The 12,948-nt window shown below is 74.7% G+C and carries 3 protein-coding genes; all 3 read left to right on the forward strand.

The genetic code is table 11. The features are described from left to right. Positions 1-77 precede the first annotated feature (77 nt). The 3 genes from ABEB12_RS10615 to ABEB12_RS10625 are packed head-to-tail and all read left to right on the forward strand — an operon-like array spanning position 78 to position 12,938. Entirely contained in the window at positions 78-4,829 is a 4,752-nt protein-coding gene (locus tag ABEB12_RS10615) for an amino acid adenylation domain-containing protein (protein ID WP_345702721.1), read from the forward strand. Continuing rightward, positions 4,826-12,004, forward strand: coding sequence for a non-ribosomal peptide synthetase (locus ABEB12_RS10620; RefSeq protein ID WP_185066447.1), 7,179 nt, complete (start codon positions 4,826-4,828; stop codon positions 12,002-12,004). Before ABEB12_RS10615 ends, ABEB12_RS10620 begins: the two co-directional genes overlap by 4 nt. Before the next feature lie 10 nt (positions 12,005-12,014). Then, positions 12,015-12,938 carry a TauD/TfdA family dioxygenase gene (locus tag ABEB12_RS10625; RefSeq protein ID WP_185066446.1) on the forward strand — a complete coding sequence of 308 codons (924 nt, stop codon included), beginning with the start codon at positions 12,015-12,017 and terminating at the stop codon, positions 12,936-12,938. Positions 12,939-12,948: the final 10 nt, after the last annotated feature.

Consider the following 12,948-nt stretch of genomic DNA (forward strand, 5'->3'; position numbering starts at 1 on the left):
TCGCTTAGGCAAGTAGAGACGCTCGCGACACGGGAGGATTACAAAACATGGCAACCGCGGGGGGCCGCCGTGCGTTGATGCGTCGCCAACTGAACCAGTCCGGATTGGCCGAGCAGAAGGGTGAGCGGGAGTCGTCGGACGGCGACCGTCCGCTCTCCCCGGGCCAGCGACGGCTGTGGTCGATCCAGCAGCTGGACCCGATGACCATCGGCTACAACGTGGCCATCGCGCTGGACCTGGCCGGCGAGCTGGATGCCGACGCGCTCGGCGAGGCGCTGTCCGGGGTGGTCGGGGCGCACGACATCCTGCGCACGACCTACCACACGGACGACACCGGCGAGGCGGTCGGCGCGGTCACCCAGGTGGTGCACGACCAGCTGCCGCCCCGGTTCGACACCTACTCGGTGACCGATCCGGCGCGGGTGGAGGCACTCGCCCAGGACCTGGCCTCGGAGCCGTTCGACCTGGCCAAGGACTCGCCGGTGCGCATGCGGGTGATCCAGACCGGCCCGGCGTCGAACACCTTGGTCGTGGTGCTGCACCACATCGTCTGGGACGACGGCAGCGCCACGGTGTTCTTCGGCGAGCTGGTGGAGCGCTACCGGGCGATCCGTTCCGGCGCCGGCCAGCGGCCCGGGCGGGCCGAGTGGCAGTACGCCGACGTCGCCGAGGCGGCCGAGCGGGCGCTCACCGAGCAGGACCGCGCCGACGGCCTGGCCTACTGGCGCGACCAGCTGGACCCGTTGCCGGAACCGGTCTCCCTGCCCGGGCTCTCCGGCGGCCGGGGTGCCGGCCGGGACCAGTTCGTGCCGCTGCGCCCCGGCATCGGCGGCCGGGTCCGCGAGCTGGCCCGCGCGGAGGGCGTCTCGCTCTACATGGTGCTGTTCGCGGCGGTCTCGGCGTTGTTCTACCGGTCCACCGGCCGCACCGACTTCGTGATCGGTGCGCCGGTGGTGAACCGGGACCTGCCCGGCGGCGGCGAGGTCTTCGGCTACCTGAGCAACACCATCGCGCTGCGGGCCGAGGTCGACCCGGGCCGGAGCTTCCGGGCCCTGCTGGCCGACAGCCGGGCCACCTGCCTGGCCGGGTACAGCCACCAGTACGTGGAGCTGGACGACGTGGCCCGGGTGGCCGACCCGAAGCGGGAGCGGGCGGACACCGGGCTGTTCAACGTGGTGCTCTCGGTGCGCCCCCAGGTGCTGGACCTGTTCGCCGCCGCCGGCCTGACCGCCACGCGGCGGAACGTGCCGGGCAGCGAGGCGCGGTTCGACCTGACCCTGGCCTTCGAGATCGAGCACGACGACCTGACGGCGGTAGCCAACTTCCCGGCCGGGGAGACCGAGCAGTCGGCGGCCGCCGCCGAGGCCCAGGTGCGGCTGCTGATGGGCCACCTGGACCGGTTGCTGCACGCCGCGCTGACCGACCCCGACACCCCCGTCGCCGAGCTGGACCTGTTCGCCGAGGGAGAGCGGGACCGGCTGCTCGGGGAGCTGAACCAGACGTCGGCGCCGCCCGAGGAGCGCCCCTTCCCGGAACTGTTCGCGGCCGCCGTGGCGCGCGCCCCGGAGGCGCCGGCCGTGGTCGACCCGTCCGGTGGCTCGCTGACCTACGCCGAGCTGCACGCGCGGGCCAACCGGCTGGGCCGGGAGCTGGCCGCGCGCGGCATCGGCCCGGGTGACCTGGTGGCGCTGTCCGTGCCCCGCTCGCCGGAGATGATGGTTGCGGCGCTGGGGGTGCTCGCCGCCGGCGCCGCGTACGTGCCGGTGGACCCGGAGTACCCGGAGGACCGGGTGCGGCTGATGCTCACCGACTCGGCGGCCCGGCTGGTGCTGCACACCTCGAGAAACGGCGCCGTGTGGTTGCCCGACGGGATCGGCGAGACGCTGGCGCTGGACGACCCGGCGGTGCTGGCCGCGCTGGCCGGGCACCCGGACGGCCCGCTCACCGACGCCGACCGGACGGTGCCGCTGCACCCGGACCACCCGGCTTACGTGATCTACACCTCCGGCTCGACCGGGGTGCCCAAGGGCGTGCTGGTGGCCCACCGGGCGCTGTCCAACCACCTGGACTGGGCGCTGCGCCGGTTCGTCGGGCTGGGTGGGCACACGCTGATGCACTCGTCCATCTCCTTCGACTTCACGGTCACCCCGATGCTGGGCACCCTGCTGGCCGGGGGGCGGCTGGAGCTGTGCGAGGACAGCCTGGACGCCATCGCCGGCGCGGTGGGCGAGGCCACCTTCCTGAAGGTCACGCCCAGCCACCTGCCGCTGCTGGACGCGGTGCGGTTCGCGCCGGACGCGGCGCGCACGCTGGTGATCGCCGGCGAGGCGCTGCACGGGGAGGCGCTGGCCGACTGGCGCGCGCCGGCCACCGGGCACACCGACGTGATCAACGAGTACGGCCCGACCGAGGCCTGCGTCGGCTGCCTGCTCTACGACGTGCCCGACTCACCGGGGCCGGGCGCGGTGCCGGTCGGCCATCCGGTCGCCAACACCACCTGTCACGTGCTGGACCGCCGGATGCGGCTGGTGCCGATCGGGGTGACCGGTGAGCTGTACGTCGGTGGCACGCAGCTGGCCCAGGGCTACCTCGGCCGGCCGGGTCTGTCCGCGACCCGGTTCGTGGCCGACCCGTTCGGCCCGCCCGGTGCCCGGTTGTACCGGACCGGGGACCGGGTGCGCCGCCGGCCGGACGGCGCACTGGAGTTTCTCGGCCGGGTGGACGACCAGGTGAAGATCCGCGGCTTCCGGGTGGAGCTGGGCGAGATCGAGGCCGCGCTGGCCCGCCACCCCTCGGTGGCCCAGGCTGTGGTCTCCGCGCGCACCGACGGCCCTGGCGGGGTGTACCTGGCCGGGTACGCGGTGCTTTCGGAGTCAGGGGTAACCGGGGCCGAGCTGCGCGACTACCTGGGGGATTCGCTGCCCGAGCACATGGTGCCGGCCGCCGTGCTGGTGCTGGACGCGCTGCCGCTGTCCCCGTCCGGCAAGGCGGACCGGCGGGCACTGCCCGCGCCGGAGTTCGTCCGCGCCGGCCGCGCCGGCAGGGGGCGGGCGCCCAGTTCGGCGCCCGACGGCGACACAGCCGGCCGCGCCGGCAGGGGTCGGGCGCCCAGCTCGGCGGCCGACGGTGACACAGCCGGGCCGGCGTCCCGGGCGCCGGAGACGCCGGCCGAGCGGCGGCTGGCCGAGCTGTTCAGCGAGGTGCTGGGCGGCCGGGAGGTCGGCGTGACCGACTCCTTCTTCGAGCTCGGCGGGGACAGCATCCTGGTCATCTCGCTGGTCAGCAAGGCGCGCAAGGCCGGCCTGAAGCTGACCCCTCGGGAGGTCTTCGAGCACCGCACCATCGAGGGGCTGGCCGCCGCGATGCCCGAACCCGCCGGCGAGGCGGCGGCACCGGCGCCGGCGGCGTCCGACGAGGTCGGGGAGGTGACGCCGTCCCCGATCCAGCGCGCGTTCGCCGCGCGCGGCCCGCTGGGCGAACGCCACCACATGTGGTTGCTGCTGGAGGTGCCCGCGCTGGCCGAGCGGCCGCTGACCGAGGCGGTGCGGGCGGTGCTGGACCGGCACGCCGCCCTGCGCGCGGTGCTGCGGACCGGAGTGGAGCCGCGCCTGGAGATCCGGCCGGCCGGCGCGGTGGCGCCCGAGTCGGTGGTGCGCCGGGTGGCCGGCGCCGACCCGGAGACCGTGGCCGGGGAGCGCGCGGCGGCCGTGGCCTCGCTCGACCCCGCCGCCGGCGAGCTGGTGCGGGTGGTCTGGTTCGACGACACGGCCGAGGCCGGCCGGTTGTTGCTGGTGGTGCACCACCTGGTGGTGGACGGGGTCTCGCTGCGCATCCTGGCCGGTGACCTCGCGGCCGCCTTCCGGGCGGCTTCCACCGGCGGAACCCCGGCGTTGGAGCCGGTCGGCACCTCGCTGCGCGGCTGGGCGGCCGGGCTGGCCGCCCGCGCGGCGGACCGGGCAGGGGAGCTGGAGCTGTGGCGGGGGGTGCTGTCCGGACCCCGGCCGGCGGTCGGGTCGCGGCCGTACGACCCGGGTGTGGACACCTGGCCGACGGTGCGCACCCACACCGCGACGCTGGACGCCGAGCTGACCGAGTCGGCGCTGAGCACCGTGCCGAACGCCTTCTTCGCCGGCCCGGAGGACGTGCTGCTGGCCGCACTCGGGCTGGCGCTGGCCGGCTGGCGCGACGACCTGACCAGCGTCCCGGTGCTGCTCGAAGGGCACGGGCGGGAGGAAGCCGCCGCGCCCGGCGCGGACCTGTCCCGCACCGTCGGCTGGTTCTCCAGCCAGTACCCGGCGCGGCTGGACGTCACCGGGGTGGACCTGGCCGACGCGTTCGGCGGCGGCCCGGCGGCGGGCGAGCTGGTCAAGCGGGTCAAGGAGCAGCTGCGAGGCATGCCGGACCGGGGCATCGGCTACGGCATGCTGCGCCGCCTGGCCGGGGCGGAGCAGCTGGCCCGGTTCGCCGAACCGGAGCTGAGCTTCAACTACCTGGGCCGGTTCGGCGCCGGCGGCACCGGGGACGACTGGCCGGTGGCGCCGGACGGCTTCGGCGCCGGCTACGACCCGGCGATGCCCGCGCTGGCCGGGCTGGCGCTGAACGTGCTGTGCGTCGGCGACCGGATCACCGCGCACTGGATGTACGCCTCGGGACTGTTCACCGAGGAGGAGGTGGCCCGGCTGGCCGACCGGTGGCGGGACGCGCTGCGCGGGCTGGCCCGGCACGCCGAGGGACCGGGGTCCGGCGGGCACACCCCGTCGGACATGCCGCTGGTGTCGCTCAGCCAGGCGCAGCTGGATGCGCTCGAGGCCAAGTGGGGCGGCCGGTGAACGCGGGCGGAACGTCCAGGATCGAGGAGGTCCTCCCGCTCACCCCGTTGCAGCAGGGCCTGTTGTTCCACGCCGACTTCGACGCGCACGACCCGGACGCGGTGGACGTGTACACCGCGCAGCTGGTGCTCGACCTGGAGGGCGAGCTGGACACCGGGCGGCTGCGCGCGGCGGTGGACGGGCTGGTGGCCCGGCACCAGGCGCTGCGCACGGCGGTGGCCCGGGACTTCGGCGAGCCGATGGCCCTGGTGCTGCGCACCGTCGAGGTGCCGTGGCGGGAGCTGGACCTCTCCGACCTGTCGGCCGGCCAGGCGCAGGCCCGTGCGGCCGAGGCGCTGGCCGCCGACCGGCGGCGGCGGTTCGACCTGGAACGCCCGCCGCTGCTGCGGGTCATGCTGATCAAGCTGGCCGAGGGCAGCTACCGGTTCGTGCTGACCAACCACCACGTGATCAGTGACGGCTGGTCCACCCCGCTGCTGCTGCGGGAGCTGCTCGCCGGCTACGCCGGTCAGCCGCTTCCGCCGGCCCGCCCGTACCGGGACTACCTGGCCTGGCTGCACCGGCAGGACGCGAAAGCCTCACTGGCCGCCTGGTCCGAGGCGTTGTCCGGGCTGGACGAGCCGACCCGGCTGGTGCCCGAGGCCCGCGGCCTGGCTGGTGGCGGGGCGCCCACCCTGCCCGAGGACCTGCACCGGTCGTTGGAGCCCGCATTGAACCGGGCGCTGCTCGAGCTGGCCCGCCGGCACGGCGTCACGCCGAACACCGTGCTCCAGGTCGGCTGGGGACTGCTCACCGCCCGGCTGACCGGGCGGCTGGACGTGGTCTTCGGCATCACCGTCTCCGGCCGGCCGGCCGAGCTGCCCGGTGTGGAGTCGATGGTCGGGCTGTTCATCAACACGCTGCCGGCCCGGGTCCGGGTCGACCCCGGTGAGTCGGTGGCCGCGCTGCTGACCCGGGTGCAGCGGGAGCAGGTCGCGCTGCTGGACCACCAGCACACCGGCCTGGCCGCGATCCAGCGGGCGGCCGGCGCCGGCGATGAACTCTTCGACTCGCTGCTGGTGTACGAGTCATTCCCGTTCGACCCGGCGGCGCTGGACGAGGTGGGCCGGGCCACCGGGCTGCGGGTGTCCGGCATGCAACGGCCGATCGCCACGCACTACCCGGTGACCGTCCAGGCCATGCCCGGGCCGGACGGCCTGGAACTGACCCTCAAGTACCGCCCGGACGTGGTCGGCGCCGCGCGGGCCGGCGAGCTGCTGGACGGGTTCGTCCGGGTGCTCGAGCTGATGGCCGCCGATCCGGAGGCGCCGGCCGCCTCGCTCGACCCGCTGCCGGCGGTGGTAGCCAGGGAACCCGTCGAGTTCCACACTGCCGACACCCTCGCCTCCCGGTTCGCTTCGCAGGCCGCGCGCACCCCCGATGCGGTCGCCGTGGTCGCCGGCCCGGACCGGCTGAGCTACCGCGAGCTGGACCAGCGGGCCGACGCGCTGGCCCGCCGGCTGGCCGACCACGGCGTGCGGCTGGGCGACCGGGTGGCGATCCTGCTGCCCCGGACGGCCGAGCTGGTGGTGGCCATCCTGGCCGTGGTTAAGGCGGGCGCGGCCTACCTGCCGCTGGACCCGGAGCACCCGGCGGAGCGCATCCGGTTCACCCTCACCGACGCCGCGCCGGCCGCGCTGGTCACCGACCGGCCGGTGGAGGGCGCCCCGGCGGCGGTGCTCACCGTGGCCGGTCCGGCGCCGGCGGCCGAGCCGTCCGGAGGCGAGCCGCCCGGAGTCGAGCCGCCCCGGGCCGAGCTGTCCGGGGCCGGGCTGTCCCGGGCCGGGCTGCCCCTGGCCGAGCCGGACGACCCGGCGTACGTGATCTACACCTCCGGCTCCACCGGCACCCCCAAGGGTGTGGCGATGCCGCACTCCGGGGTCCTCGCGCTGCTGGAGGGCGCGCAGCGGCACTACCGGTTCGACCAGCGGGACGTCTGGTCGATGTTCCACTCGGCGGCGTTCGACGTCTCGGTGTTCGAGATGTGGGGCTGCCTGCTGCACGGCGGCCGGCTGGTCGTGGTGTCCCGGGAGATCACCCGGTCGCCCGGGGAGTTCCTGGACCTGCTGGCGCGCGAGCGGGTCACCGTGCTCAGCCAGACGCCGTCCGCGTTCTACCCGCTCGAGGCGGCGGACGCGGACCGCCAACCGCCCGCCGACCTGGCCCTGCGCGCGGTGATCTTCGCCGGCGAGGCGCTGGAACCGACCCGGCTGGCCGGTTGGTTCGCCCGGCACGGCGACCGCACCCCGGTCATGGTGAACATGTACGGGATCACCGAGACCTGTGTGCACGTCACGTACTACGAGCTGCCGGCGGCCAGTGCCCAGGCGCCGGCCAGCCTGGTCGGCACCGAGCTGTCCGAGCTGCGCATGTACCTGCTGGACGGCGCGCTGCGCCCGGTGCCGGACGGGGTGACCGGGGAGATCTACGTCGGTGGTGCCCAGCTGGCGCACGGCTACCTGGGCCGGCCGGGGCTCACCGGGGCCCGGTTCGTGGCCGACCCCTTCGGCCCGCCGGGCGCCCGGCTGTACCGCTCCGGCGACCTGGCCCGCCGGGCCCCGGACGGGGGCCTCGAGTACCTGGGCCGCTCGGACGACCAGGTGAAGATTCGCGGCTACCGGATCGAGCTGGGCGAGGTGGCCGCCGTGCTGGGCCGCCACCCCGACGTGCGGCGGTGCGCGGTGATCGCGGGCCGGCAGACCTTGATCGGCTACGTCGTCGGGCCGGACGCCGACCCGGCCGAGCTGCGCGCCTACCTGGCGGCGCGGCTGCCCGAGTACATGGTGCCCTCGGCGTTCGTGGCGATGGACGAGCTGCCGCTGACCACCAACGGCAAGCTGGACCGGCGCGCGCTGCCGGCACCCGAGCTGGCCGGCCGGTCCGACTCCCGGCCGCCGGAGACCGACACCGAGCGGGCGCTGGCCAAGCTGTTCGCCGAGCTGCTCGAATTGACCAGCATCGGTGCCGAGAGCAGCGTCAGCGGAACGAGCATCGGTGCCGAGAGCAGCGTCAGCGGAACGAGCATCGGCGCCGACGACTCGTTCTTCGCGCTGGGCGGGCACTCCCTGCTGGCCACCCAGCTGGCCGCGCGGGTGCGTTCCGCGCTGGGCCGGGAGGTGGGCGTCCGGCTGATCTACGACCACCCCACGGTGGCCGCGCTGGCCACGGCGTTGGACGCGGGTTCCGGGCCGGTCGGCGGAACCCGGGCGCCGCTGGTGGCCGGGCCGAGGCCGGAGCGGGTGCCGCTGTCCCACGCGCAGGAGCGGCTGTGGTTCCTGCACCGGTTCGAGGGCGCCGCCGCCACCTACAACATGCCCTTCGGGCTGCGGCTGACCGGCGAGCTGGACGGGCCGGCGCTGCGCGCCGCGCTGGGCGACGTGGTGGCCCGGCAGGAGAGCCTGCGCACCGTGGTCGGGGTGCATCCGGACGGTCCCTACCAGCGGATCCTGGAGCCGGTGACGCCGGAGCTGCCGGTGCGTCCGCTGGAGCCGGCCGAGCTGGCGACGGCGCTGGCGGAGGCGGCCGGGCACCTGTTCGACCTGGCCAACGAGCCGCCGCTGCGGGTCGCGCTGTGGCGGCTGCGCCCGGACGAGCACGTGCTCTCCGTGGTGCTGCACCACATCGCCGGCGACGAGTGGTCGCTGGGCGTGCTGCTGCGCGACCTGGCCACGGCCTACCGGGCGCGGCGCGGCGGCCACGAGCCGGCGTTCCAGCCACTGCCCGCGCAGTACGCGGACTACGCGCTCTGGCAGCGCGAGCTGCTGGCCGACGACGGCGAGCTGGCTCACGCGCAGACCGAGTACTGGCGGGACGCGCTGGCCGGCATCCCGGACGAGCTGCCGCTGCCGCTGGACCGGCCCCGCCCGCGCCAGCCCAGCGGACACGGCGACGCGGTGCGGGACGCGCTGGACCCGGACACCGAGGCTCGCCTGCGCGCGCTCGGCGAGGAGCTGGGGGCCAGCGACTACGTGCTGGCCCAGGCCGCCGTGGCGCTGACCCTCTACGCCACCGGCACCGGCACCGACATCCCGCTCGGCGCACCGGTCGCCGGCCGCACCGAGGACGCGCTGGCCGACCTGGTCGGCTTCCTGGTGAACACCCTGGTCATCCGGACCGACCTGACCGGCAACCCGACGCTGCGCGAGGTGGTCGGGCGCACCCGGGACGCCGTGCTGGGCGCACTGGAGCACCAGGACCTGCCGTTCGAGCGGCTGGTCGAAGTGCTCAAACCGACCCGCGCGCCCGGCCGGCACCCGTTGTTCCAGGCGTCCGTGGTGCGGCAGGACGCGCCGGTGCCGCCGGAGTTCGCCGGGTTGGAGGCGGAGCTGCTGCTCGGCTCGCTGAACGCGGCCAAGTTCGACCTGTCCTTCCGGTTCGGCTCCCGGGCCGGGGTGGCCGGGCTGGGCCTGGAGCTGGGCTACCGGCCGGAGCTGTTCGACCGGGAGACCGCTACCACCCTGCTGGCCCGGCTGCGCCGGGTGCTGCACACGCTGGCCGAGCAACCCGACCTGCCGTTGAACCGGCTGGACGCGCTCACCGAGGCGGAACGCCACCAGCTGCGCGAGTTCGGCACCGGTCCGGTGGTCGAGGTCGAGGCCGGGGACACGCTGTACGGGATGTTCGCCGCCCAGGTGGCGCGCACCCCGGACGCGCCGGCCGTGCTGGCCGGCGACGAGCGGCTGAGCTACGCCGAGCTGGACCGCCGTTCGGGCGCACTGGCCGCGCGCCTGCTCGAGCGGGGTATCGGGCCGGAGAAGCTGGTCGGGGTGCACCTGGACCGGTCGGCCGAGTTGATCGTCGCGTTGCTCGCGGTGCTGCGCGCCGGCGCCGCGTTCGTCCCGGTGGAGCCGGCCTGGCCGGTGGCCCGGGTGGCGCAGGTATGCGGGCCGTTGGATCTGGTGCTCACCGGTACACCGGACAACCCCGGGTTGTCCGGTGTACCGGTTGAGCCCGTGAGTGATTTGTATGGCTATAGCCATACAAATCACTCACGGGCCAGGTTGTCCCCGGACAACCTGGCATACGTCATCTACACCTCCGGCACCACCGGGCGGCCGAAGGGCGCGATGATCACCCATCGGCCGATCTGCGCCCGGCTGCGCTGGCAGGTCGGCATGCTGGAGTTCGGTCCGGGGGACGCCTCGCTGTTCAAGGCGCCGCTGGGCTTCGACATCTCCATCAACGAGATCTTCCTGCCGCTGGTCTGCGGGGCCAGCCTGGTGGTCGCCGAGCCCGGCGCGGAGCGGGACGTGCCCCGGCTGGTCGAGCTGATGCGCGAGCATCGGGTGACCTTCGCCTACCTGGTCTCCTCGGCGCTTGAGGTGATGCTCGAGCTGCCGGCCACGGCGGAGCTGAACTCGCTGCGCCACCTGTGGTGCGGTGGCGAGGCGCTCACCCCGGAGCTGTTCGCCCGGGTCCGCGAGCGCCTCGGTGCCGTCCTGTACCACGGTTACGGGCCGGCCGAGGCCACCATCGGGGTGAGCCACGAGGTGTACCGGCCGGGCGCCGAACGGGGCTCGCTGTCCATCGGCAAGCCCAACCGGAACACCCGCATCCACGTCCTGGACCAGGCGCTGCGCCCGGTCCCGGTCGGCGCGCTGGGGGAGCTCTACGTCGGCGGGTTGCCGCTGGCCCGGGGTTACCTCGGCGAGCCGGTGCAGACCGCGTCCCGGTTCGTCGCCGACCCGCGCGGAACGGCCGGGGAACGGCTCTACCGGACCGGTGACCTGGCCCGCTGGCGGCCGGACGGCTCGCTGGAGTTCGCCGGCCGGGCCGACCACCAGGTGAAGATCCGCGGTATGCGGGTGGAGCCGCAGGAGATCGAGGCGGTGCTGGCCGAGCACCCGGCGGTGCGCTCCGCCGTGGTGGTCGCGGTGCCGGGGCCGTCCGGGGCGGACGTGCTGGCCGGCTACGCGCTGGGCGAGGGTGCCACCGCCGAGGAGCTGCGCGGCTGGCTGCGCGGCCGGTTGCCCGAGCACATGGTGCCGGCCGGCATCGTGGTGTTGCCGGAGTTCCCGCTGACCCCGGCGGGCAAGGTGGACCGCCGCGCGCTGCCCGAGCCGGAGCTGGGGGCGGCCGCGCCGCACCGGGCCCCGTCGACGGACACCGAGGCCACCCTGTGCGAGCTGTACGCCGAGTTGCTCGACGTGCCGTCGGTGGGGGCGGACGACTCGTTCTTCGAGCTGGGCGGGTCCTCGCTGCTGGCCACCCGGCTGGTGGCCTCGGTGGAACAGCGGCTGGGCGCGGCTGTGGCGCTGCGGGCGCTGTTCGATGCGCCGACCCCCCGGCTGCTCGGCCGGCTGGTGGACGTGGGCGACGTGGCGTCGCTGCCGGCCGGCTCGGCGTTCGCGCCGCTGCTGCCGCTGCGCCGCACCGGCGCGCGGCCGCCGCTGTACTGCGTGCACCCCAAGCTGGGGCTGTCCTGGATGTACACCGGGCTGCTGCCGCACCTGGGCGCGGAGCGGCCGGTCTACGGCCTGCAGGCCACCGACGTGGCCGCCGAGGAACTGGACTCGCCGCGCGTCGACTACCTGGCACGCAGCTACGCGGAGCGGATCCTGGCGCACCGGCCGGAGGGGCCGTACCTGTTGCTCGGCTGGTCGCTGGGCGGCCGGATCGCCCACCGGGTGGCCTGCGAGCTGCGGGAACGAGGTCACGAGGTGCCGCTGCTGGCGCTGCTGGACGCCCGGGCCGACGGCGCGCTGCTGGTCGCCGAGGACCCGCTGGCCCGGTCCGCGCTGTACCACCGGTGGCTGCTGCGGGCCGGCTACGACGTGCGCGGCCTGGACCCTTCGACGGTCACCCTGGCGACCGTGCGCCGGTACGCCGCCGAGTACGGCGGGGTGTTCGACGGGCTGTCCGGGGCGGAGATCGACGTGCTGGTGGACAGCCTGCTCTCCATCACTCGGATCAACCACGCGGCCGATCCGAAGGTCTTCGACTCCGAGACGCTGTTCTTCTCGGCCTCGGACACCGAGCTGGGCGGCGCCACCGCGCTGGCCAGCTGGCGGCCCTTCCTGTCCGGCCGGGTGACCGAGCACCCGGTGGACTTCCGGCACGACGACCTGATGGCGCCGCACTCGCTCGGCCGGATCGGTCCGGTGCTCGCCGAGTTCCTCGCTTCACGCGGGCTGTAGGAGGTAGGAAATGACGTTGGCGCTGACCATCACCGGCTCGGGGCCGGTGGTGGACCGGCTGAAACAGGACCGGAGCGCGATCCGCGCCGGCCTCACCGAGCACGGCGCGGTGCTGCTGCGCGGCTTCGACGTGGGCGGGGTGGACGGCTTCGCCGACGCGGTGCGCGCGCTGGCCGGCGAGCCGTTGACCTACACGGAGCAGTCCACGCCCCGGTCCCGGATCAAGGGCAACGTGTACTCGTCCACCGAGTACCCGCCGCACGCGGAGATCCCGCTGCACAACGAGATGTCCTACCAGGCGGTCTGGCCGCTGACCCTGTTCTTCCACTGCCAGAGCCCGCCGGAGACCCAGGGCGCCACCCCGCTGTCCTCGGTCCGCGAGGTGTACCGGCTGATCGACCCGAGCGTGCGCGAGGAGTTCGAGCGGCGGCGCTGGATGGTGGTCCGCAACTACGGCGACGACATCGGGCTGCGCTGGTGGACGGCCTTCAATACGGACGACCGGGCCGAGGTGGAGCGGCTGTGCCGGGCCGGCGGGGTGGAGCCGGAGTGGATCGAGCCGAACGGGCTGCGCACCCGCGCGGTGCGCGACGCGGTGCACCAGCACCCGGTCAGTGGCCAGCCGGTCTGGTTCAACCACGTGGTGCTGTTCCACGAGAGCAGCCTGGAGCCGTCCATCCGGGAGGGCCTGCGGGAGATCTACGGCGAGGACGGGCTGCCCAACAACACCTACTACGGCGACGGCGGCGCCATCCCGGACAACGTCGTGGACCACCTGCGTCAGTGCTACCGGCGCGCCGCCACCCGCTTCGACTACCAGTTCGACGATCTGCTGGTGGTGGACAACATGGCGGTGGCCCACGGCCGCGAGCCCTTCACCGGCCCGCGCAAGATCGCGGTCGCCATGGCCGAACCCTCCCAGACCCCCCGCTGATTCAGTGACT

Source organism: Actinospineispora eucalypti (assembly GCF_039543365.1).
In the GTDB taxonomy this organism is placed as follows: Bacteria; Actinomycetota; Actinomycetes; order Mycobacteriales; family Pseudonocardiaceae; genus Pseudonocardia; species Pseudonocardia eucalypti.

Excerpts from the sequence above, each read along its gene's own strand:
- ABEB12_RS10615 (WP_345702721.1), top strand. The coding sequence starts at position 78 with ATGCGTCGCCAACTGAACCAGTCCGGATTGGCCGAGCAGAAGGGTGAG.
- ABEB12_RS10625 (WP_185066446.1), top strand. The coding sequence starts at position 12,015 with ATGACGTTGGCGCTGACCATCACCGGCTCGGGGCCGGTGGTGGACCGG.